The sequence below is a fragment of the Pedobacter sp. KBS0701 genome, from assembly GCF_005938645.2.
Lineage (GTDB): Bacteria > Bacteroidota > Bacteroidia > Sphingobacteriales > Sphingobacteriaceae > Pedobacter.
In genome coordinates, this window is the sequence record NZ_CP042171.1 from 205,476 (window position 1) to 231,401 (window position 25,926).

Annotated in this window: 14 protein-coding genes; 2 read left to right on the plus strand and 12 right to left on the minus strand. The window is 40.0% G+C overall.

The features are described 5' to 3' along the window. Nucleotides 1-157 precede the first annotated feature (157 nt). Both FFJ24_RS00820 and FFJ24_RS00825 read right to left on the minus strand, forming a co-directional pair. A complete protein-coding gene (locus FFJ24_RS00820; protein ID WP_138820342.1) occupies nt 158-4,183 on the minus strand; it encodes a two-component regulator propeller domain-containing protein in 4,026 nt (1,341 codons plus the stop codon). Between the two features lie 851 nt (nt 4,184-5,034). Next, complete coding sequence (locus tag FFJ24_RS00825) at nt 5,035-6,117, minus strand: RICIN domain-containing protein (RefSeq protein ID WP_138820344.1); 1,083 nt, start codon at nt 6,115-6,117, stop codon at nt 5,035-5,037. A 744-nt stretch (nt 6,118-6,861) separates the two neighbouring features. Between FFJ24_RS00825 and FFJ24_RS00830 the strand changes: the two genes are divergently transcribed. Beyond that, entirely contained in the window at nt 6,862-8,793 is a 1,932-nt protein-coding gene (locus FFJ24_RS00830) for a family 43 glycosylhydrolase (RefSeq protein ID WP_138820346.1), read from the plus strand. A 218-nt stretch (nt 8,794-9,011) separates the two neighbouring features. Here the strand turns inward: FFJ24_RS00830 and FFJ24_RS00835 are convergent, their stop codons facing one another. The 10 genes from FFJ24_RS00835 to FFJ24_RS00875 form a co-directional block, all read right to left on the minus strand. After that, nucleotides 9,012-10,868, minus strand: coding sequence for a DUF4859 domain-containing protein (locus FFJ24_RS00835; RefSeq protein WP_138820348.1), 1,857 nt, complete (start codon nt 10,866-10,868; stop codon nt 9,012-9,014). A gap of 514 nt (nt 10,869-11,382) precedes the next feature. After that, nucleotides 11,383-13,143: a carbamoyltransferase N-terminal domain-containing protein gene (locus tag FFJ24_RS00840; protein WP_138820350.1), complete on the minus strand. Its 1,761-nt coding sequence runs from the start codon at nt 13,141-13,143 to the stop codon at nt 11,383-11,385. A 13-nt stretch (nt 13,144-13,156) separates the two neighbouring features. Further along, nucleotides 13,157-13,306: a DUF5989 family protein gene (locus FFJ24_RS25905; protein ID WP_168202349.1), complete on the minus strand. Its 150-nt coding sequence runs from the start codon at nt 13,304-13,306 to the stop codon at nt 13,157-13,159. Between the two features lie 11 nt (nt 13,307-13,317). After that, nucleotides 13,318-13,701, minus strand: coding sequence for an SxtJ family membrane protein (locus FFJ24_RS00845; protein WP_138820352.1), 384 nt, complete (start codon nt 13,699-13,701; stop codon nt 13,318-13,320). Nucleotide 13,702: 1 nt separating this feature from the next. Then, nucleotides 13,703-15,526 (minus strand): GDSL-type esterase/lipase family protein, encoded by a 1,824-nt coding sequence (locus FFJ24_RS00850; RefSeq protein ID WP_138820354.1) that lies wholly within the window; start codon nt 15,524-15,526, stop codon nt 13,703-13,705. A 53-nt stretch (nt 15,527-15,579) separates the two neighbouring features. Continuing rightward, a complete protein-coding gene (locus FFJ24_RS00855) occupies nt 15,580-17,910 on the minus strand; it encodes a TIM-barrel domain-containing protein (RefSeq protein ID WP_138820356.1) in 2,331 nt (776 codons plus the stop codon). A 152-nt stretch (nt 17,911-18,062) separates the two neighbouring features. Then, entirely contained in the window at nt 18,063-19,700 is a 1,638-nt protein-coding gene (locus FFJ24_RS00860) for a RagB/SusD family nutrient uptake outer membrane protein (protein WP_138820358.1), read from the minus strand. A gap of 11 nt (nt 19,701-19,711) precedes the next feature. Next, nucleotides 19,712-22,945: a SusC/RagA family TonB-linked outer membrane protein gene (locus tag FFJ24_RS00865; protein WP_210419438.1), complete on the minus strand. Its 3,234-nt coding sequence runs from the start codon at nt 22,943-22,945 to the stop codon at nt 19,712-19,714. Between the two features lie 194 nt (nt 22,946-23,139). Then, entirely contained in the window at nt 23,140-24,330 is a 1,191-nt protein-coding gene (locus FFJ24_RS00870) for a FecR family protein (protein ID WP_138820360.1), read from the minus strand. Nucleotides 24,331-24,369: 39 nt separating this feature from the next. Further along, a complete protein-coding gene (locus tag FFJ24_RS00875) occupies nt 24,370-24,957 on the minus strand; it encodes an RNA polymerase sigma factor (protein WP_138820362.1) in 588 nt (195 codons plus the stop codon). Nucleotides 24,958-25,710: 753 nt separating this feature from the next. Between FFJ24_RS00875 and FFJ24_RS25910 the strand changes: the two genes are divergently transcribed. Beyond that, nucleotides 25,711-25,875, plus strand: a complete 165-nt coding sequence (locus tag FFJ24_RS25910) for a hypothetical protein (protein WP_168202350.1) — start codon at nt 25,711-25,713, stop codon at nt 25,873-25,875. The last annotated feature ends 51 nt before the right edge of the window (nt 25,876-25,926 follow it).

Here is a 25,926-nt window from a genome sequence, read left to right on the forward strand (position 1 = left end):
CAGGTGAAGTGTCACGGTCGTCAGTCTGAGCCTAGTCTTAGATTTCTTGAAATTGATAAAATGCAAATAAATGCCTTCAGACTCCACTGCCATTAACGGAATCCACTGGTGTAGTTATCATGACGAGGGAAAGAAGCAGTTTTACGGGGAGATAAATTTATTTGTTAGGTGTATTTCTATAGTTTTTTATATAGTCAGATGGGTTCATGCCGAATAATGTACTGAATTGTTTACGGAAATATTTGATGTCATTGATACCAACTTCCCAGGCGATTTCTTTAATACTATAGTTGGTTTCAACCATGAGTTCAGCAGATTTTCTAAGTCGGATAAAGCGAATGAAGCCGGCAATTGATTGACCGGAAATAGATTTTACCTTTCGGTACAGGCCTGAATGGCTCATGCCAATCTCCTGCGAAAACTTCTTAATATTAAAAGATTCATCTGCAATATTTCGCTCTATAATATTGATGCAGTTTGATAAAAACTCACGGTACTCTGGGGAGATTTTGAAGTTTTGTTTTTTGAATGTGATTTCATTGTAGAAATATTGCTGGAGTTTGGTTCGGTTTTCAATCAGTGCTTTAACCCTTGCCATTAACAGTTCCTTTTCAAAAGGTTTGGTAATATAATCATCTGCACCACATTGGGTACCTTTTAACCTGTTTTCGGCATCGGATAATGCCGTTAATAAAATTACAGGAATGTGTCCAAGTGAGGGGTTATTTTTGATGGCTGTACATAATTCTAACCCAGTTCCATCTTCCATAAGAACATCGCTGATGATGATATCGGGCAAATGTTGCATGGCCTGCTCTAGCCCCTCTTTTCCACTTGAAGCGGTAATAACCAGGTGATCATCCTTAAATATGTGCTGGATATATTCCCGGATACTTTGGTTATCCTCTACAATTAAGATGAGGTCCTGTGCATTCAGGAGGAGATTTGGATCCGTTTTTAATGTTGGTGGGATCAGTTTGTCTGGATTTTCGGCTTGGTAGATCTCTGATGGCAGATCTTCGGAAATAGGGAAGTTTCCAAAATGGCTTTTCCCTTTTTTGAAAGATAGAAAAAATGTAGTTCCATTTCCAGTCAGGCTTTCATAAAAAATCTGTCCGCAATGCTGATCCATAAATTGCTTTACCAGGTATAGGCCAATCCCGAATCCCGAAGCAGCGCTGTTTTCCCGGACCTGATAAAACCGATCGAACAATTTTTCTTTAACATCGCCATCAATGCCAATTCCATTGTCTTTTAAGCTTAATTCTACTATATGTTCCTTTTCCCATAGCTGCATTATAATTTGGCCATCAGGTTTAGTAAATTTTATTGCATTAGAAATTAAGTTGTAAAGGATTGCCTGGATCTTTTCCCTGTCGCCATATAACTCAACGGTAGTATCTGGGCAAATAAATTGATAGTCTAAGTTTTTTAAAGCTGCCTGTCCCGCAAAACTATTGTGAACCTCTTTGCAGATTTCAGAAAAAGGGAGTTTCGAAATTCTTAAATCTTCGCTCTCACCTCCAACCTTTCGAAAGAGGAGTAGTTGATCGACCAGCTTTAACAATCGTTTTGCATTTTGGTAAACAAGATCAAGGCCTCCTTTACTGCCAGAACCGGGATGATGACGCATATAATCTTTTAACGGATTAATGATCAGGGTTAATGGTGTGCGAAACTCGTGTGAAACATTGGTGAAGAAAGCAAATTTTTTCTCGTTTAGCTCTTTTTCTTTCTGTGCATTTAGGTGGGCCGTTTTGATTTCGTAATTTAGATTGGCCTGACGTACTCTGTAACCATTGTAGGCATATATCAAAGCAGAACCTACAATAACGTAGCTAAGGTAAGCCAGCCAGCTGCGGTACCAGGGTGGAAGTACATTTATAATAAGCAAGCGGTTATCTGTTCCCCATTCACCAATATAATTATTGCGTTTAACGTGTAGGATATATTTACCATCTGTTAACCGAAGAAAGGTGACCGGGTTAGCCGCCTTAGTTTCCATCCATCCATTATTGCCTCCTTCCAGGTGGTATGCAAATTTTATTGTTCCTCTGTCTGCAAAATCTATAGCAGAAAAAGCAAATGAGAATACTGCATCATTATAGGGTACGGTTATTTCGGAAATCCTTTCTTGACTGGTATGGTTTACAAATTCATCAGTTGCGCTAATCATTCGATTGTTCACATACACAGATGACAGATAGGGGGCGGGGAGTTTTGTCGTATTTGCCTGAAAGTTTTTTGGATTAAAAAGCGTAAAACCTTTAACGCTACCGAATGCCATTTCTCCGGATTTTAGTCGCAAAGCGGCATTGTAAGAAAATTGATTGCTAGACAAACCATTCTCATTATAATAATTGTTAAAGGTTTTACGCACCGGATCGAACCGGGATAAACCATTGTAAGTACTGAGCCAAAGATACCCCTTGTCATCCTGAAGAATGTTAAGTACCGAATTATTACACAGACCTTCTGCATCAGAAAACTGTGCCTTTATTTTTCCATTTACCTTGTCAAAAAGTATCAAGCCACCGCCTTCAGTGCCGAGCCAGAGGTTTTTGTCCCTATCTTCGAATATTGCCCTAACCGGTTTGCCCACGGGATAATAAATATGTTTTTTTGCCCGGGTATCGATCTTTATCAAATAGTATGAAGTGCCCGCCCAGAGCTGATGGAAAGAATCCTCTTTAATTGCATTAAGGTCAGAAAGGCTGGCATCAAAGAGTTCGAACTGATCATTTTGAGCATTTAATCTGTATATTCCGCCATCAACAACTGCAGTTGCCCAAATCATACCTTTATGATCCTGGTAAATAAGCCAGATATAATTACTCTCCGGGCCTTCGTTGTTCATACAATGATATCTCTTAAAGGATCGGGTCTTTTCATTGTACCTGTTAATGCCGCCACCAAAAGTACTTATCCAGGTATTTCCTTTTCTGTCTGTTAATATGCTTGTAACCAGGTTGCTGCTTAACGAATTTGATTTGGCTGGATCATGACTGAAATGGGTAAAGCTATTTGTTTTTGTGGAGTACAAGCTCATGCCGCCTCCATCAGTTCCAACCCAAATGTCGCCGCTAACTTTCTCATCCAGGCAGGATACATAATCGTGGATCAGGCTGTTTTGGATAAGTGGGTTGTTACTGAATGTTTGAAAATACTTTTTTGTACTATCAATAATAACAACACCTCCATTTAATCTGGCTATCCATTTACGGTTATCTTTATCACTATACATATACGGTATGGTTTCTCCGCCGGTATAGGTAGCGCTATGTGGTGTAAGTTTAGTTTGGCTGATGCGTAATGTCTTTAAATCCAAAATGGACAAACCACGGCCTTCAGTTCCTATCCAGAGCTTATATCCCGGATCTGATAGGAGTGACAATATGTTTCCATTGGAAAGCTTTTTCCCTGACGAGACCTTTGGCCTTTTGTTGCCGTACATAACCGAAAATTGGTATAGGCCATCTCTGGTTCCAGCCCATAAATAATTTTCCTTCGCCAGCATACAATTGGTAAGTTTCGGCTCGGCATTTACCAAAACCAGTTTTTTTCGCTGAAGATCAAAATAATATAGTCCCATCCCGCCTACGGTAATCCAGATGTGGGTTTGATTCCCTTCTGCTATACTGGTGATATTCGCATTGGTAAGTGGCTGGTTTTTATCACTATTGTATATCTGGTAAGGATATTTGTCTTGTTTGCCTTTGTAAAACATACCGGCCCCATTTGTCCCAATAAATAAATTATCCTTTGAGTCGCGCACTATGGTATTCACTGCAACCGTTAATTTGAAAGGTTTGTCTCCTCGCTGAGATGAGTAATATGCCGGCGAAAATTTTCCACTCAACGCATTATATATGGCCACACCTTGCCCCGTGCCAACCCAGATGTTATTTTCTGCATCTTCGGCAATACAATAAATATAATTATGAGGAAGTGAATAATCATCTTTAAGGCGATTACGAAACACCTTAACAACACTCCCGTCATAGCGGTTCAGTCCATCGTAAGTACCAAACCACATGTAACCATAATGATCCTGAAACATGTACCTTACCGAATTATTGGATAGTCCTTCATTTATGCTAAACAGGCGCTCATCATATTGATCGGCTTTAATACCCGCAGTGATAAATAATAAAGAGCATAATAACGACAGGTATTTTGGCATAATTTGTCAGTTTTTTTGAAAGCGGATCTGACTTTTAGTATTCAGTAAGATTTCATGCATATTAAACATAAATGCAGTTATTAAACTTTAGCATCAATGAAGAATTCCATGATTCTTTATTAGTTTTAAATTTGGTTAGCAACAATGATTAACTTTAGCCGCACATTGTTTACTCCTAAGTTAGTTATTTTAAATTAAATGTTACGATAACGTTTAATTTTTTAATGATTAGTTTTGAAAAGCTCATATGCTTTGATTACGGGTTATCTTTTTCAGGAAATGTATTAAAATTTTTTTTTAACGCACAGTGTTTAATTGAATATTTCCCTTCCAATTTAACTAAGCAGGAGCTCAGGGGAGTGCAAGGGGCTTAAAACAATCTAGAAGCTAAAACGGGCAATCAATTATATTTTCCAGTGTTGTAAACCTGATGGGAGGATAGAAAATTGCTTATGCCGGTAATTTTGTTGGATGCATATCGGAAAAGTGAGCTGACGATTTGGTATTAGGTTATATTAAATGATGGGGCAAAAGGAAAATGAGGACCTATTATGTGATAGTATTCCTCCGGCAGGCTACTATTGACACATATCAACGTAAAATCGTCATTACGACGAGGAATCCCGAAGTTTCTGGAAAGCAATCTTGTTTCTACCAATCCTTAATATGAAAATTGTGCCAGAAAAAGTTTGGGGCACGCCAACGGCTTAAAAAAGCCTTCCTAGATTCGATGGCTATAGGATGAAGATTTTATAAAGATAGAATTCTTAATGAAAATAGCCTGGGAGCATCAATCGACAACAGAAGTCAATCAATTAACACTCCCGTAAGCTAACTAACTATCTAACTAACTAATAAACGCCGTCTAAATCCATGGCACGTACAACTTTTACGTGTCTGAATGCATTTGTTTCGGACCATTCTGAATCATAATTCAGACCGTAAGGCCAAAAGTGGCCACCTCCGCCACTGATATTACTGGTAGGGGTTTCTAACGCCCTGATAGTAGCAATACCATTCGTACCAGAGTATGTTCCTCCGTTGGTTAGGTCATACCAACCCCCGGTTTGCCCTACACCATAGCAATGCCCCATTTCATGCATAGCCGTACGTACATTCTGATAACTTGTATTTGCACCGAAACTGATACTGCCATTTACATTTGCTTCAGCGGTTGGCACACCAGTATTGTACGAAACACTAAGGGTTCTTGCAGCCCAATCGGCACCGGCATTATAGCGTGCACAGGCGTCATTCATGGCATTTGTTATTCTGGTAATCACATCAGCAGGAACGCCATTAGTTGAGGTCCATGTCCAGCCAACCTGTCCGTTATATTTTATTTTCACCAAAACCCATTGCTGGTTCTCGCCACCGTGTGAATCGTACTGGTTTATATCGCCGCCATCATCCAGTGAAGAACCCCATAAATCCAATACCTTTCCGCTTGCCCTGTTTACAATACGGTAGTAGTTGCTTCCTAATGCTACAAACTGCCATTGCTGGTTATTGGCACCGGTATAGTCATTTATCTGGATATTGCCACCGTTTGTATTATCGGCAGCAGTTAACGCCCTATTGCTTTCTACTCCAATTATGCTATAGTATCCACCCGATAGGGCTGTCAGTTTCCACTGTTGGTTAGTACCACCTGTTCCGCCCCACTGCCATACACTTGTATTATTCCCAGTTTGGCCTCCGGGCACATCTATAACCTTGCTGCTGGTTTTACTCATGATATAAAAGGTTCCATTTGCAAGTGCCTGTGGGATTTCAATAGCCTGTATAGCCTGGATTTTCTTTTTGGTTATTGCCGAATTAAATGTTTCTGGATCATTAGGAGTTACCTCGGCAGCTTTCTTACAGCTGATAGTGCAAACGGCAGCTATTAAAATCGCACCCGCGTACTTTAAAAAAAGCATTTTGTTTTTCATATTTAAGTTAAGGTTTTTGAATGGCAGTTTACGCAACAACCAAGGTTTTATATTTCCCAAAGGCGTAAAATTTTTGAATTATAAAAATCTCCGGGCGTTAGCAATGAAATTTTAATTTTTGTTGAGATTGATTAGGTTAGTTTTAACAACAGGAAATTTTTAGTCGGAATACCCTTTGCTACTCATACTGGACTTTTTCGGTTTTACTGCTGATCTTGGTAGACATTTTCGATTCATATCATATTTGGTTAGGTGATTACAGGGAAGTATTAGTAATTACGTCTGTAGTTCAAAAATAATATACAATCAGCCACGGGTGGGGTTGTAAATCAATCGATTTTGGGGGGTAAATCAATCATTTTATGTTATTTTAAATAACAAAGTATGCAAAGTGATTATATTCACATCGGCATTGGCCAGCTCCGAATTCATAATATTTATTTATTATTAAGAAATCAGCTTTTGTATCATTAGCTATTTGATACATAACGGGAGTTTAATTAACCAACATATTATAAATCTTCAGCGATATATTAAAATATTTGAGTGTGTTTATTTAAATTTGAAGATAAATGTTATTTGTACGTTTATTTGTTTTTGATATAAATTATTAATATTCAATTAGATATATTAATATTTTTCTAGCCAATTATTATTAGTCTATTAAAAAATCAGAATATAAATCATAGGGTAATTTTGTAAAAGCCTTATTGATCACACTCCAATTTAATTATGAATTATTATATGAGATCTATTGTATTAATTATCGCTTTGATATTTGTTTTTTTTAAAGCTTTTTCACAAAAGGTAAAAAATCCAAATAAATTTGAAGGGTATCTTTTTGCCTATTTTGAAGGATCGGGGCCAGGCAATGGGCAGGAGCAACTTCGGTTTGCAGCCAGTGCCGATGGCTTAAACTGGTCTGCACTGAACCAAAATGATCCGGTAATAAAATCTGATACCATTTCTCATTCTGGTGGCATCCGCGATCCGCACATCGTGAGAAAAGAAGATGCAAGTGGATTTTATATCACGGCAACGGATATGAACACCCATAAAAATGGCTGGGCCAGGAATACAGGAATAGTTATGTTGAAATCTTCAGATTTAGGTCGCTGGACCCATAGTGCTGTTGACCTGGCAAAGGAATATCCTGCAACTTTTGCGAAAGTGAAATGGGTGTGGGCTCCTCAAACGATTTATGATCCGATAGCAAAAAAATACCTGGTGTATTTTACCATCAGGTTTGAGGATGATGAAAAGCTTGATTTTTATTGCGCTTATGCTAACAAAGACTTTACAGGTTTTGAAAACAAGCCAACTTTAATGTTTAGCCCAAAATTTGGTGGCATTGATGGTGACATTATTTTTAAAGATGGGATATACCACTTTTTTTATAAAGGAAATACTAAGGTAGGCGGAAAGGAAGTGAAAAATGGAATCCAGCAGGCCACTTCCCGATCATTAAAAGGGCCATGGTTAGAAGATTTTAAATACCTGGATGTTTATGCCGGAACAAGTACTCCAGTAGAAGGATCAAGTATTTTTAAACTAAATGATTCTCCGGATTATGTACTGATGTATGACCTGTATACAAAAGGCAGATATGAATACCAGAAGAGTACCGATCTGTTTAATTTTAGCGATGCTCCATTGTCATTTACCAAGAATTTTTTTCCTAGACATGGAAGTGTGATTGGGTTAACCGCCCAGGAAGCCTGCCAGTTGAATAGTATTTGGAAAGGTATTCCTGGTGAATTGCTTATTCCTAAACTTCCTGGCGATCGGTTTCAATTCGTTGCTGATGGAAACCCGATTATCACGCACCAATATACAGCAGATCCGGCAGCGATTGTAGATGAAGGAAAATTATGGCTATTTACCGGGCATGATGCAGGTGGAAAACAAAAAACTTTTAAAATGGAAGATTGGTCGGTTTTTTCAACAACTGATCTGAAAAACTGGACACAATACGCTGTTCCGCTTAAGCTCTCCGACTTTACGTGGGCAAAGGGCGGAGATGCTTATGCGGGACAGGTGATTAAGCGCAATGGCAAATACTATTGGTATATCAGCACCAATGCGCTAGGCATAGGTGTTGCGGTTTCAGATCAAGCTGAAGGTCCGTATATAGATGCGCTTGGAAAGCCTTTGCTAACCAATAAGGATTGTTATGACTCCAAAAACTATTGGGCGTGTATTGATCCAACAGTTTTTGTGGATAAGAAAGGGCAGGGCTGGATATTTTGGGGAAATAGTGAGTGTTACTATGCAAAATTAAAGGAAAATATGATCGAAATTGATGGTGCTGTAAAAAGGATCAATTTTGAAGGTTTTAATTTTACCGAAGCGCCATGGATACATGAGGAAAAGGGACTTTATTATCTGTCTTATGCTACTGGTTTCCCTGAAAAAATAGCCTATGCAACGAGTAAGTCTCTTGAAGGTCCATGGAAATATCAGGGTATTTTGAATGAAATTGCCGGAAATAGCGATACCAATCATCAAGCTATCGTTGAGTTTAAAAACAAATGGTATTTCTTTTATCACAATGGGGCCATACAGCCGGGGGGTGGAAGCAATAACAGATCGGTTTGTGTAGATGAAATTTTTTACAATAAAGATGGAACGCTTAAAAGAATAATGATGACGAGTGAGGGAGTAGGGGAGAGATAGTTTAAAAATTAACGCAGAATATCACTTTAATGGCACTTGTAGCCAGTGTGACATCACTAGGAAAAGAGTAATTTATTAGTGGTCTGTGTTACACCAACTCCTGGGAAGAAGTGATGGTGCGGGTCAGACTAAGGTACTTCGAAATAAATATCAAAACGATATAAGAAATGCCTGGATTATGAAGACGATCCAGGCACTTTTTTGTTAGGTCGAAACCACTATTTTATGGTCAAATTAACAGTGAAGGTAGCGGTCACTTTACTGCCGGAAGCTAACGTGTATACCAATGCCTGTTTCATGATATACTTATCGCTTATATTGACACGGTTGGGATACTGACCAGCGCTCAGCTTAAAATTTTGTGCATCAAATTCGCAAAACACACGTGAATTAGCTGAACTGTAGCCAACTACATAACCATTGGCATCAAACCACTGGCCGTAGCCATTAGCTGTTAGGGTAGCGTTCAGGTTGTTATTAGGTTCAAGTGCATAAAATTTAATGTCGGTGCCTATTTTGTTGATAATATCTTGCTTAGGTAATTGAAAGGCAGAAACCAGTTTAGTAATATCAATTTCGGCTGTGGCATAATCGTAAGAAGTGGTACTCCGGTTTACTTCAAGATCGTAAGCAAAGGCAATATCTTTAGGTGCCTGATTATTGTACCCTGGTAAACTGGTGTTCTGAAATTTTACTTTGTATGGCCATTGTTCATCATTGGTATTGTTATCATCCCAGGCATGCGGATTGTATTGAGTAGGGGCACCAGTAACTACAAACCAAAGTCGGCTGCAATTGACCGGAATAGTAAAGGTTGCATTTCCAGAGGCACTTGTGAACATGGTGCTGTAGCTTCGGGTACCATTTGTTGACAAGGCAACGAAACCATACCTCCATCCGGCTTTGCTGGCATCTACCTGGTTATAGCCCGAAGCATTTGGTAAGCCTTGAAACGCAGCTGTAACAATTGTGCCTGCAGCAGGCACCTCTAGGGGCACAACATTGTAACCGGTTGTTTGCGGGCAAAAGCTTGGGTCAGGCTGAAAAGAACCATCGTTCATCAGGTTCATTTTATAATGATGCGCACCAATTTTGCTTGCCCCCAGCGTGCGGATGTTATCAATATCCCAGGTTACAAATTTAGTTGCAGCATCATATAATTCATCGTTTAGCTGGCTCACTGAAAGACCGTATAAACGTTGATAAACCTGAATAGGGTCTTCGTAGCTCTGCGCCGCCCGCCATATTTTGCCGATAACGGTAATGCCTCTTTTTTGCGCCCAGTATTGATGGATCATATAGTTGGAGTACCGGTAATCTTCGTGGATAAGGTGTTTTTGGTAATTATCCAGGTAAGCATCAAACCAGCCACCAAAAATTTCATTAGGGTAAGAGGTAAAAGCTTGCCATTGTGCCGTTTGTTCCCAAAAGGCATTTCCCCCTGCTCCATTGCCTCCAAAACCCCACCTGAAGCCATGAGACGTACCTAAATCACCGGATACCTGGTATTGAAAACTGTGGCCAATCTCATGCGCTATTGTACCACCTACCGGCTGGCAGGTTTGCGGACTTATCCATAATGCACCAATGGTATCGTCGTATCCTGAACCAGTTGCACGCCAGCCATCCTCATAATATAAAAAGATGATCAATTTGTATTTGTCCAATTTTGAAGTTCCGTTTCCAACAGTGACAAATTTCAACGTATTCACATTCAGGTTGTAAAATGATTCGGCCTTGGCCAGCAGATCATCAATATCTACGCGGTATTTTGAATCTACATTTGAGGCGGATGGATTGTTACTGCCATATCCTTTTCCCCAGAACAGTATAAAGTGATCGGATTGCTTAGAACGGGCATAACACCATTCGCTTTCGGTAGCGTTCCAATCCATATTCTGCATGGATTGTGGTTTATAAATCTGCAGGTTGGTTGCCGTTAGCGTACTTGTTTCGTTTGATAGCGGATCCTGTGCTATCTCAGCCTTCTTACAGGCGGTAAAGTTTAATAATAAGAGTAAAGAAAATACGGCACTGATTCGCCAATGCAGCATTAATTTTGATAAGTAGTTCATTGTTTTAGGATTAGTTGATGTATTCAGCAAATTAACCAGAAAACCAACATTATAAATTCCAGGTTTTTATCCGGAAACAACTGATATTTAACCTGATATCATCAGCATGATGACTTATTTATGTTTGTCCGGTCAGATCACTTGAGGGCAGTAAATTTGAAATACGGTTTATTTGCACGGCAGAATGCCTCAAAAGGAATAAGTAAAATGTTTAAGCAAAGCCGGATTAATAAGAAAATCCCCGGAATCTTCGAAAAACATCATTTACTCGCATTGCCCCCCGGCTTTCCTACAGATTCTATTAAAAACAGAAAGGACTATAACAGGAAGCATACATCTTATTTTTTGGTTTACCGTGTTGTGGACGGGTTATGCAGCGAACTAAAGATCGAATAAAGATGGCTTAAAGAAAATGGGCCACATCATTTATGCTAATCTATTTTCATATTTGAGTTTTCTATGCTTTCTGAGTTTTAGCATAGCTATTAATAAAAGCCAAGTATTGCTTAACTCATTAAAGCCCAATCTTTTTTTTATCGATCAGTAAACCTTCGATTGCCAGAATATCAATTTCTGTATTTAAAAAGCAGCATATTGCATCTTCAGGACTAGAGGCTATGGGTTCGTTCATTACATTTAAGGAGGTGTTAATCACTGCAGGGCATCCCGTAAGGTTGTAAAAAGCGGTGATTACCTGATGAAAATCAGGATGATGCACCTGGTTGACAATCTGAACCCGGGCCGTTCCATCAACATGTACCGCTCCTGGAATTAAAACTGCATGGGATGCCTGATGGCCATTGCTATTATCTGAATAGTTTTCTGTAAATAGCATATAGCGGTTTTTTGAGCCTTCACCAAAATATAAATCTGCGAATTCATCCAAAATAGCCGGGGCAAACGGACGGAAGGACTCCCTTAACTTAATTTTTGCATTAAGTATGGCTTTCATCTCACTGTTTCTAGGGTCTGCGAGAATGCTGCGGCAACCCAGTGCTCTTGGCCCAAACTCTGTTCTTCCTCTGAAATAGGCGATTACTTTGCCTTCGGCTAAGTAACCTGCTATTTTACGATAATAAAGTTCATGCTCAACTTTTTCATAATTCAGGCCATAGGCAGAGAGTGCTTTGATCACTTCGTTCAGGGTATAGCTTGGACCTAAAAGTGATTGTTTCATTCCATCTGCCTGCGGATCAACATTTCTAACTCCAGATAAATGCGTATAGTATACGCTGTAAGCGGCACCTATCGCGCCACCAGCATCTCCTGCTGCAGGTTGTACCCAAACCTGTTTGAAACCAGAATGTTGTCTGATGGCTGAATTTACGATGCAGTTCAGCGCAACTCCTCCTGCAATACAAAGATTATCTATTGCAAATTCCCTGTAAAGACTTTGAGTCAGTTTAATCATGATCTCTTCAGTCACTTTTTGTATGGAGCTTGCAATATCTTTATGAAATGCCAAAAGTGCTTCGCCTTTCGCTCTGGGTGGATGGCCAAAAAGTTTGTTGAATTTTTTATTGGTCATTTTCAGTCCCGTACAGTAATCAAAATAATCCATGTTAAGGCGGAAAGAACCATCTGCTTTAATATCAATCAAATGATCATAAATCAGTTGTTTATATACCGGTGTACCGTAAGAAGCTAAACCCATTACTTTATATTCGTCAGAATTGACTTTGAAACCTAAATAATAGGTGAAGGCAGAATATAACAGTCCGATGGAGTTAGGAAAATTTATTTCTTTTTTTAAAGTCAGTTGTGCTGAACTTCCTAATGAAACGGTTGTTGTAGCCCATTCGCCAACACCATCTACAGTTAATACCACGGCCTGTTCAAATGGACTGGGGTAAAAGGCGGAGGCCGCATGGGCATGGTGGTGATCGGCAAACAGGATGGTGCGCGATTTTTCCCAGTTGGGATCTATAGTATTAAGCGCCCTGGCTATATTTTTTTTGATGAATAGTTTATCCTTTAACCATATTGGCATCGATTTTAGGAAAGATTTTAATCCCCGGGGTGCAAAATTGACATAAGTTTCGAGCAAACGCTCAAATTTCAAAAATGGCTTTTCGTAAAATACAACATGATCTACTTCTGCCAGAGAGATGTTGGCAAATTTAAGGCAGAATTTTATCGCTTCTGCAGGGAATGACTCATCATTTTTAATCCTGGAGAAACGTTCCTCCTGCGCCGCAGCAATAATTTCTGCATTCTTCAAGAGGCATGCTGCGCTGTCATGATAATAAGCAGAAATACCAAGAATATAGCCCATGCTGCTTACCTGATTAGAATAAACTGTAAATAAATGGGGCCAATACTGAGCCATGCGCTGCTACCAGAACTAAACCCAATGCAATCAGGATGATAAATAAGGGCCATAACCAGTATTTTTTGCGCTGGGTTAAGAAATGGAAAAATTCGAGCAGTGTATTCATGTATTTATAATTTAGAACTGTTGATTAAATGAGCCCATTGCCCGGCCTGATACTTCTTCCCAATAAGAAGCTAACTGCTTATTCTTTTTTGTTTTTAAACTGTGCTTTTTAAACAGGCGTAGTAAAAAGGCAATAGGGGTTAGGATAAAGATAAATACCAGGGATAATAAAATTGTGCCATTAACCATTCCCAGAAAATTACCAACTTTTAACCATATTGTTCTTATGGGGTCAAGGCATCGAGGAGCGAAGATAGCCGTTATGATTAACCCTACAGATAGTAACAGTATGATGTACTGTGGGTAGGTTTCTTTCCAAAAAATAAGGCAAAGTAAAATACCTGTGGCGCCTACAATAAATCCGAATTTCCTGTTTTCTAATTTTTTGTTGCTCATGTTACCTGTTTTTTTTCTTCCTATATTTTGCTGCTGCTTCATCGGCCCTGAGTTGATGATAATAGCTTGCAATCAATTCATTGATGTTATCAGATGGCTTATCTTTTTTGAGTTTGATGATGTTTTTCACTATTTCTGCTTTTTGTGCATCCAGGTAGGATTGCTGACCGGAGTGCTTTAGTATATCATCATATTGCAATGCTTTCTCAGGGAGATCTGATTTAAAATAAAACAAGAAAAGATTATTTGCATTCCCGCTTGTTGGTTCAAGGTCATAAGCTTTTTTGAAATAAAATTCAGCGGTTTCCAGGTCTGCCAGTTCAAAACCTAAACGGCCTGCGTAAGTGTAATAACTGGTTTGGTAAGGATTTTCCAGCAGCACAGCTTCGGTAACCTTTAAGGCTTTTTGTTTGTCGCCATTGGCCATAGCAGCTTTATACAGTTCGTCCATTGCTGTTCTCCAGGTAATCCTGTCTACAGCCAGTGCTCCTGCAAGTTGTTCATCTATCGAATTTCCACGGTTGTAAGTAGCTGTTATGGGCTCATTAAAGGGCCAACCCGAACGGAGCATCATAATCTGATATGCACCATATAACGAATCTACTTTGGTAACGGGCATATTAACCAACAATTGTGCGAACGACATTTCACCCTGTTTTTTTGCCGGTATTAAATTTCTGTTGTTAATCTGTTGATAAAAAGCTTCGCTCATGATTGCGTAACCCAATAAATTTGGATGAACGTGCTCTAAAATGGTTTCTTTACCAATTATTCCATCAACCTCATTTTTCTCAAACAAGGCACGGGTATCTGCCAGATAAATACCAGGGTACTGCTTGCACAGCTTTCTAATGATTTGGTTGAAGACTTCCGGCGCCCTGAAGCGCAGCTGATCATACTCTTTAGCCAAAACAAAATTTATTTTTGCGGCTTTAAAATCACCATTTACATATAGTTTTTTGCCATTCGTGTATTGCTTTTGAGCTGAAAATTTGCCTGCACTTATAAATGGTTTAAGATCTTTTTCGTTACTTACCAGCGTACTGATTACTGTTGTGATATGTTTTTTTGATAATAACTGGCACAATTCGTTCATATTACTGTTAAACTGAGCTATACCACGGTTAAAATCGGCAGATTGATAAGGTATCTGCTGGTTGGTTACCATACGTTTCATCAGGTTTTCCCGCTTATCAATTCTTTTTCCAAAAAGTTTTGCAATAGCCTCAATAATGCGGTCTGACAACTGTACCAACTTCAGTTCACGCAGTTTAATCACCAGTTTTATCCAGGTGCTATTGCCCTTGATCTGGCTGGTAGAGCCAATACCCAGAGCGCCGTAATACTCATTATGCCCGGTATATACCAACACCAGATCTGGTTCATAACTAACAATTTGTTTTGCAAAATCTAATACCGTGTACGAATTTACCGCGGTAAGTGAAACATTAATCACTTCAAAGTTCAGGCTGGGATATTGGTGCATCAGCCGGTATTGCAACCACCTGTGAAATGATCCATTATGCATGTATGGGTAGCCGGCAGTAGTCGATTCGCCTATCACAAATATTCTAAAGGTATTTTTGGATTTTACGATGCCAAATCGTTCGCGGTTACCCTGGGTTGCATTGGCACTGGTAGAAAAAAACTTATAAGAGGCGGTAGGGTTCATCATCATGTACCCCTCCTGATCTGGATCTTTAATAAACAATGATGGATCAAAACCATAATTGAAAAATCTCAAAAGGATTTCGATGAAGCATAAAAATACCAATGGCAGCGACAATGCCGCTGCCTTAAAGTATATTTCTTTTCCCTTGCTCATGTTTTATTTAGCGGACAAGTGTTTTTACAACATTCATTGCATCAATTTCTGGCTTAGAATTTAACGGAAAGTCTACGGCCATTATAATTAACTGATTTGTTAATGGTTTGATTATCAATGCTTATTCCATTCTGTTTGCTTACCATCACAATGTTAAATTTACGTTTGGCTAACATGCCTTTAAACTGTCCTTTTCTATCCTCAACGGTAAGTGTTTTTGAGGCATCGTTCCAATTGAAGTGTATTTCTGAAAATTCTCCCTTCTCGTAGTTATAACTGTCATTTTCATCCTCATATAAAACGAAATCACCGTTATCGCCAGGATATATGCGGATATCCAGATCATTCCATCTCTTTTCAGTTGCATATTGCACTTTTGGCCCCCAAGGCACAATTGAGCCTGCTTTTACGTAAAGTGGTATAATCTCCATCGGCGTTTCACGTTTAACCGTTTGGCCGCCTTTAAATACTTCACCCGTCCAGAAATCGAACCATTTGCTGGCTGCCGGGAGGTATATTTCCTGATCTGTAACACCTTTAGCGGTAACTGGTGCTACGAGAAACGAGCTTCCGAACATATATTCTGAACTGTTTTCAAAACCGGCAGGATCGTTGGGAAATTGTGAATATAATGGTCGCATGATGGATCCTGCATGATGAGTTACCGCCCAGGCAGTTGCATAAGTGTATGGAAGTAACCGATAGCGCAGGTTGATAAACTTCTCCTGGATATCAAATACCTGATCTCCTTTTTTACCGAACTGGTATATTTCTCTGGGTATATCGGTGCCGTGGGAGCGCATCATAGGCGTAAAGGTTGCAAACTGCATCCACCGGTTATATAATTCCTGAAAGTCGGGATTTTTTGCGCCACCACCTTTCACAAAGTCACCCGCGAAAAAACCACCAATATCTCCATTCCAGTAAGGTAAACCAGTTAAGGAGAAATTTAGTGCTGCTGGTATCTGTTTTTTTAACGTAGACCAATTCGACCCAACATCTCCGCTCCAGGTGTTTGTTCCGTATCTTTGCTGACCTGCAAATGCTGAACGGGTTAAAAGCAGTACGCGTTTAGTATTACTTACTGCTCTCTGGTGATCATAAACACCGCCGGTGTGTTGAAGCGGGAAAGCATTCTCTACGCTTCGGTAACTCCCCAAAAAAGTAGGCTGATCGAAATCTTTTTCCTTAATGTTAATGTGGTCTGGTTCTGTCGAATCGAGCCACCAGGCATCTATACCCAATGAGAATATGCCTTTGTTTAGGTAATCCCAGTAAATGTTGCGGGCAGTAGGGTTATAAACATCATAAGGTTTGGTATTTGCACCCGGCGGCCAGGTATCAAAGTTAATAAGCATATTTTTTGACTTAAATTCCTGGTATTGTGGAGTTTTTGGTGCAAAACCTGGCCACGAAACAATAAAAAGATGGGCGTTAAGCTGGTGCACACTATCTACCATGGCCTGTGGTTTTGGAAAAGTGCTAGGCTCAAAACTCATGGCATTCCAGTTATCGTCTTTTCCCCAATATTGCCAGTCTTGTACAATACCATCAAGCGGTATTTTTAAAGCTCTGTATTTTTTCACCACCTCAACAAGTTCAAACTGGGTTTTGTAGCGCTCGCGCGATTGACTGAAACCAAATGACCATAAAGGCATCATAGGAGATTGTCCGGTAAGTTCACGCATTTGTGCAACCACACCGTCGCCACCTCCGCCAAACATAAAATAATAATCAGCGCAGTTTCCAACTTCTGAATCAAATGAAGTTTCCTGAACATTATCTGTAAAAGTAGTTGGTGAATAGTTGTCCCAGAAAATTCCATAACCTTTTACCGATTGGAAAAAAGGAATACACACCCTTGTGTTCTCCTGTTTAAGCAGTAATTTTTGCCCCCTTTGGTTTAATTTTCCATTCTGCTGCTGGCCAAGCCCATAAATAATTTCATCCTTGTCTAATAAATAGGCTTGTCTGACTGCATAAGTTGAATTTCCGGCATCGTTTATCGCGGTAAACTGGGTGCCATAATCTTTTTCAGTAAATAACTTCCTGCCGTTCGGAGCCTCAAATAAAACTTTTCCGGTTTGTAGGTTAACCGTTGCAGATATGAGTTTACTGCTGATGGTTACACTTTGCCCGTCGGTTTTAATATCAGGCGTTAATTGTTCAGGAAGTTTTATAACAGAAAGGCTTTCTTTTTTTGGCTGGCTTCCTTCCGGCTTTTTAAAAACCCGGACAATAGATGGTGAATAAAAACTTACCTCTACATCCATTGATTGGATAACGGCATGGATACCCTGTGGAGTTTTTTGAAAAGACTGGGCCCGTACGGAAATGTGGTAGCCTAAAAATAATGTAATTACGGCAATAAAGTTTCTTTTCATATTTAATACAATTTGAGGCTGTATCATAAGGTAGTTTTTCTGAATTTGTCATGCTGAGCTTGTCGAAACGCCTTACACAGGCCTATTAAAGATCCTTCGACAGGCTCAGGATGACAGTTCTCTATGTTACAATACAGCCTCAGTAATGAGGACTAGTATCCCTGGTTTTGTTTTATGTTCGGGTTTTTAGCAAGTTCGGCACGTGGAATGGGTAATAATGTACGGTAATCTCCATTTGGCGAATGTGATAACCACGATTTTTTGGTGAAAACACCAAATCTGATCATATCCTGTCTACGTCGTCCTTCGGTATTGAATTCCCAGCCCAGTTCATCAAGAAACCTTCCATATTGAATGTCACTTCCACCTTCTACAGTAGAAGTTAAGTGATTGCGGAGGCCATAGTTATACACGCTGCCTAACAGAAGCTGGCTACCGGTTACGGTTGCTTTTGAAGGATTGCTTAAGAATGACCGTTGACGAACCTGTGTTACCAATGCAGCGGCACCGGCAGCATCGCCTGTTCTTAACAGGCATTCGGCCTTCATCATTAAAACATCAGCATACCTAAGCAAGGGGAAATCGTTGTTCATCCCAACCAGGGCACCTGGTTTGAATTCAAATTTTCCTAACCTGAAACCATGTACTTCATCCGATTGATCAACACCGGGAAGCTCATTGATATAAATCAGCGGTTTACCATTACTTGCGCCAATGGTTCCCAATAAAACAGCACCTGCAGCGGTATATTGCTGCCCCTGTACATAATTGTCCTTTAGGCGGTTGTCCTCAGGATCGAAAGTGCTTACAAACTGTGGTGTGGCACAGATTCCGCCCCATGGCGAGTTTTTAAAGTTATAAGTAGCCTGGTTTTCTGGCTGAAGTGTTTCCATGTGCAGGGTAAAAGCATCACCACCGTCTGTAGTAAACTTTTCATCAAAGGGTATAGCAAAAATGGTTTCTCTGCTTCCTTCATTTGCATCAAGAAAAATGGTTTTCTGATTGGCTTCAAGCGTATATACGTTCGATGCAATGATCTCATTACATGCTACAATGCATTGAGCATAGGCTGGAGTGCCAGTATATACGTTAGCATTCAGGTAAACTTTAGCCAGCAGGGCAGAGGCAGCCCAGTAATTAAATTTGCCATAAGTAGCCTGGGTATTGGCCTTGCTCAGGTTTGGAAGGCTTTCGGTAAGTTCTTTAACAATAAAAGCATAAACCTGGGCACGGGTGCTCTGTTGTGGAAGAAATCCGGAGGGCACGTCAAATTTATCGACTATAGGTACCCCGCCAAAGAAGTCGCAGAGTGCATAATAGTAAGATGCTCTTAAGGCACGCAACTCGGCTATGGTAGCATCTTTACCTGTAGGAATTGGAATCAGGTTGGATTGAATTTGATAGAGTACGCGGTTACAGGAGGTAATACCTCCATAAGCATTGTTCCAGATCTGGTAGCTGTTGTCCTCATCGGATGTCCATCTATGTTCATGCATCCGGCGATAGATCCCATTGTCAACCCAGCCGTTCGGGCGGGCAGGTATTACGGCTTCATCACTGGAAATCTCATTGGTACGAAAGATCGAGTTGTTACTTCGTCCGAGCATTAAGGGCCTCCAATAGGTGTAACCTGCGCCAACCAGGGCCGCCACATCAGAGGTATTAGGGGTAAACTTATTTTGAATAAATGCAGCATAGTTTTCGTCCTTTAACTTCGTGCAGGATGCTAAACTAATAACCAGGACCACAAGTGCCATGATGCCGGTGCTCAATATAAATCTTGTTTTCATGATGTAAAGGATTAAAGATTAAGAGAAAAACCTAATGTAAAAGTACGGGCGGTAGGGTATTTATCCCTGTTATCATTACCAGGTGCCAAACCGCTCCAGTCTACTTCGGGGTCTAATCCTTTATAGCCTGTGATGGTAAAAGTGTTTAACGAAGAAACATAAACTCTTGCGCCCTTAAGGTATTTGGTTTTTAGCTTGTTAAAGGTATAACCCAATACAATGTTGTCAATTTTCCAGAAATCGCCGTTTTCTACATAATAGCTGTTAAATTCTACCGGCATATTCTTATTAAGAACAGCTGTGCCAAAAACAGGGTCATAAGCTGATACCAGGCGGTTATAGTTCTGAATGCCCGTGTTCTCATAATACATTCTTTGGAAATTGAGAATCTGAAAACCAAATGCGCCACGCATCGTAATGCTTAAATCAAGGTCTTTATACCTGAAGTTGTTGTTCCATCCGCCTGTAAATTTAGGAATACCGTTTCCAAGCACTTTTTTATCTTCAAAAGCATGATTAAACTGGCTGTAGGAAACATCTTCACCATTTTTACCTTCATAAATCCACTGACCATCAGCCGTTACACCTTTAACTTTAAAGCCATAAAAATCTCCAATGTTATCACCAACACGCACAATATTGGTAAAGGTGGTTGCTGGCGGGCCTGTTCCCCCTGTAGTGAAAAAGTCGTTTGTGGCCTGGTATAAATCGTTAGATAAACTAACCAGTTTATTTCTGTTGGTTGAAAAGTTGAAGCTTGTTGTCCATTCAAAAACTTTGCTCTGTATCGGTACAATGTTTAATAAAACCTCAATACCTTTATTTTGCATGGTACCCACATTTGCTCTTGTACTTGGATAAAGGTTTGGTGGGCTGGGCACCTGATAATCAAATAATAATCCATTGTAATTTCTGTTGTAAACATCAACAGTACCCGTAACTCTTCCTTTATACATGCTGAAATCAAGACCAATATTAGTCTCTCTTTTTTCTTCCCAGCGCAAAGCCGGATTAGGGTTCTGCGTAGGAACGAGTGTCTGGATCCAGTTGCCATTAGATAGCACGTTAGCGCCATAGCCTAATAATGCAACAGCGCGGAAACCATCGCTAGGCTGGTTACCGGTTACACCATATCCTGCACGAAGCTTTAAGTCATCAAAAATTGTTTGATCTTTCATAAATGCTTCGTTGGTGATTTTCCATCCAACAGATACGGACGGAAAATTACCATAAGGTTTTGCAGCACCATAAAGCTGGCTGGCACCTTCTCTTCTTAAAGAGGCCATCAACAGGTATCTGTCTTTGTAGCTATAGGTTAACCTGCTAAAAAATCCAATCAGGTTGGTTTCTGAATAGCCACTTCCCAATAGTGCATCTAAAGCGCGGTTTGCACCACGACCCTGCTGAATGTTATAATAACCAAAAGCATCTGTAGGGAAATCATAATTTCGCTCATAGAAATTCAGGTACGAATTATCCTGATAACTGTATCCGCCCAATAATGTGAAACTATGGTCGCCCAGTTTTTTTGAGTATTGAGCTGTAAGCTCAAGCAATCGGTCTATACTTTGAGTAGAACCCAGGGAGGCATAGCCATTAAGTTTATCTCTGATGTTGGAAATGTGGAACTTTGATTCTGAATAACCACCATTTGACACATATTTGGTGTATGAACCTAAGGCACTTAACTTAAGATCAGCGATGGGGTTATAAGTAATCTGCGAATTTAAACGCTGAGTGGTGTTCTGGTTAAGTCCTGTGCTTTCGAAAAGGCGCGCAACAGGGTTATCATATTCAAAATTATTCGGCTCTTCGAAGTAATGTCCGTCACTACCGAAAAGGGGAGAGGTTGGATTACGGATCAGGGCCTGACGGTAAACCACGCCATTGAAACTGCCACCATCCTGTGTTTGGGTATATTTATTGTTCTGTACCAAAACGCCCATGTTAACTTTTACCTTATTATCAAACATGGAGTGGTTAATGTCTGCCCTGGCAGTAAGCGTAGCGTTGTCAGATTTTTTAAATATCCCGTTAAAATAGCGGTAGTTTACGGTAGCCAGGTAATTGGTTTGTCCGTTACCTCCACGGAAAGTAATATTGTGGATGTTGGTAATAGGTGTTTTATTAGAAATCTCTTTTAGCCAATCCGTGCTCGCACCAAGATCGTATGAGGCAAGACGTGTTCCCTCGGCAATCTGCCTGCGGTAATCATCGGCAGTGAGCATATTGAGTTTTCGGGCAATAGTTTGGGTACTCACAGAACCATTGTATTCCACTACATTATTATTCTTTCCCGAAGATCTTTTAGTGGTAACGATAATTACACCATTGGTACCGCGTACACCGTAAATGGCAGCGGCTGAACCATCTTTTAATACATCTATTGATTCAATATCTTCTGGTGCAACCAGCTTAAGGCTACTTGGTACACCATCTACAATAACAAGCGGATCGGCATTGGCACCAAAGAGTGTGTTGTTTCCACGAAGCCTGATTTTACTACCTGAGGTAGGGTCGCCACTTGGCGTGCTAACGGTTAGTCCGGCTACTTTACCCTGAATTAACTGGCCTGCATCTAATACTGGCGATTTTACAAAATTCTCGGCTTTAACACTCGCTACAGAACTTGTTACATCACCCTTACGTTGCAATCCATATCCGATTACAACTACATCGGTTAAATTATTAAGTTCGGCCTTTAGCTGAACATTGATTTCAGTTCTGTTATTGACTGCGATTTCCTGGGAAGCGAAGCCTACCGAGCTAAAAATCAGAGTTTCGGTACCAGTGGCAACCTTAAGGCTGTAGGTTCCGTTCGGTGCGGTTTGAACACCTGTATTGGTGCCTTTAATTTTAATGCTAACAGACGGAATCGGAAGACCTGCCTCATCAGTAACTCTACCTGTAATGCCAATTTCAGCTACTTTATTTATTGTGGGTTCAGTTATTGCTCTCCGCTGGATAATGATAATATGATCTTCGAGCTTGTAGCTGATGGGTTGTGATCTCAGCGAGAGATCCAATGCCTCTGCCAAACTCATTTTGTTAATTTCGATACTCACCGGGTGAGTTCCGCTAAGCATTTGCCTGGTGTACAAAAACTGATAACCGGTTTGGCGCTCAATTTCCTTGAAAATTTTTTCAACAGCAGCATTCTTTTTTGAAAGCGTTACCGTTTGTCCGCTGCTGGCTAACGAGAGCTGTAACATTAAGGAAACTAAAAGTAAGCATGTTAATTTCATAACCAGTAGCGGTTTACGCAGATAGGCCAGAAGCCTATTTACGCGTGATGCATAATAATTCATATATTTGAATGTTTGGGTTTATACTTGGTTGTCTATTGTCTGGAATACTTGGTGGCGATCCAAACATCAGGTCAGAGTGTTACAGCACTCTGGCTTTTGTTTCATGGATGGGCCAACCTATTTCTGTAAGGTTATGGCATAATGGTCACGCTCCTTCCTCTGATTTTAAAATGCAACAATCCGGTCAACTCCAGCCTGTGGAGTACTTCTTCCAAGTTTTTGGATTTTGGAATCGAACCGACAAATTCTTCCTGCGTTATTTCACGCTGATATTTTACATCAACATCATACCATCGGGATATTTTCCCCATCACCGTGCCGATGCGTTCATGTTCAAATGAAAAATTTCCGTTTTTCCATCCCATCACGTGGTTCGTATCAACATTAACAATACCGATGTTATGACCTGAAATGGCCTGCTGACCAGGCAAAATTATTTTTTTTCTATCACCTTTACTTACCTCTACCGAACCCTGAAGTAAGGTTGTTCTAGGAATTTCACCATCTCCGTATGCGCAGATATTAAAATGAGTGCCCAGCACTTTTACATTTGAGCCATCAAAATCAACTATGAAAGGTTTGTTCGGATTATGGACCACCTCAAAATAAGCTTCGCCTTGCAGGGCAATTTTCCTGGTATTGCCCGAAAAAGCTACCGGGTAAGTTATTTTGCTCTCTGCATTCAGCCAAACCTTACTTCCATCAGGAAGATTAACGCAGTATTGTCCGCCGCGTGGCGTTACAATGGTGTTCGAATTACCTGTTGCTAAAGCGGCAGCTGTATTGATTTTTCTGTATTTTAAAAGGCCGTTGCTTTGTTTTTCGATAGAATAGCCATTTTCTACGGCGAGCTGTCCATTTGTAAAATTATTTACTTCAATGCGCTTACCGTTTGAGAGAATAAGCAGTACTTTGTCACTTCCTCCATAAATAGCTTTTGCATGTGGGATGCTTGTGTTTTTGGACAATGCGGTGTGTTTGTTCCCATCTACACTAGCATAATAGAAAAATATAGATGAGCAGGCCAGAACCAATACTGCAGCGGCAGCCATGAATTTGAAAGCTGAACGTTTCCAGGATGGTGTGTCGGCAGCCTCCAAATCATCTAGGCGCATTTCAATTTTTTTCGCTAAATCTCCGTTCTGTTCTGCTGCTAAGCTGTCTGTTTGCTGTTCGAATGATGCGCTGTATTCTTGCATGAATGCGTTTAGCTCAGGCTGATCTAATTGCTTTAACCAATTAAAAAAGTCCTGCTGTTCAGGCTCAGTCAATTCACCCTGAATCAATTTTTGCTTGAGTTGCTCAACATCCTTTTGTTCCATATCTGCTAAGACGGATGTGGAAAGAAAAAGGCCCCCTCGTTAAAGAAAAAAATATAGAAAAGAAATAAAAGGTGCAATCCTGTAAAAATGTTTCAGGTGATTTCTCAGAAAAGCCATTCCGGTATAGAGCTGTTTTTTGACTACCGATTTGGATATTTTTAACTGTAGTGCAATTTCATCAAGAGAAAGGTCATCGTTTATTTTGAGCTCAACAATTTTTTTTCTCTTTTCAGGAAGCAGGTTAAGACCACTGTATAGCTGGCTCAGGGTCTGTGAATAAATTAAATTATCGTCAGTACTGGCAGAACAGTTCTCTTCAAGGGTTTTTGAAACCTCTTTTATCCTGATCTGCGTTTTCGATTTTCGTATATAATCGATTAAAAGGTTGCGTGCACAACGATAAAGGTAAGGTTTGAAAGATCCGATAAGGGGCAGGTTTTTTCTGTTAAGCCATATTTTAACAAAGATGTCCTGCACAAGCTCATCTGCCAGATCGGTATTGCCAGAAATCGAAGCGACAAATTTCCGTAAATTTTGGAGATATTTTTTATACAACAAATTAAACGCGAGACGATCACCATCAGCTATGCGCAACAAAAGTTCTATTTCCTCTGAAACATCTTTCATCTGTTTAAAAATTTGGTTAGAATAAAACCCCTTAATTGCTAAATTGAGGCAGTTATCGCTCAAAGAAGTTACGCTAAAAGTTAGGTTTAATTAACTTACCAGCGTCTGATTTCATAAGACGTCTGCACGAATGTAGTAACACTTATTAAATAAAAAAATAAAGTAGCTGTATTTTTAGCGTATTTATAACGTTTATTTTTTGTAAGCTTTTCAGGAACTTGTAAAATTGGCTTTTACACCGGTTAACAAGGCCTTTTTTTGCCAGCATGGATATTGTAGATTTACTGGTGTTTAATGATTTGTCAATAAGTTTTTCGATACAAGAGGATGGCGGCATTGTAACCCGATCGGATTGTATGCTTGGACTTTTGTCAAGGGCGTCATTTCGACCGTAGTGGAGAAATCTTTTCATATCGTTCAAAGATTTCTCCATTTCGCTGCGCTTCATCCGATAGTTATCGGATCGAAATGACGGCGATTTTTTAAATCTGTCATTGATAACCTAGTGTATTGCTTTTATTAATGCGTTGAAATGGTCTTCAACTACGCTACCATTGACATTATTTGCAAATCATTATTAATCAGCACTTTATTTGCTTTAGTATTTCCGTCCAGCTAGACCATAGCACGATATCCCCGTTCTGCTTAAATCCGGCCTAACAAATTTTTCGGGCTGCACTGTCCAAGCCAACCTACTAGCTTCGAAAGAAAACGGCGAAGCCCTCATGAATGCAGCTGAAAGCTATAATACAAATGGATAAATTTTCAGCCGGCAGTTTTTGTTTTTTCATTTGTCTTTATGTTTTCAATGGCATTCAAGCTAGCTTCGCTGGTCTTTTTGATGCCAAAAAGAAAGAGCCCTTCGGCGGCGGAGAGCCGAGGCAAGACCGAGCAGTAGGAAAAGGGAAACGATTGTAAGTCACTCATATTGATTTTTATACAATAAATTACCCCTCAGACTGACGTACG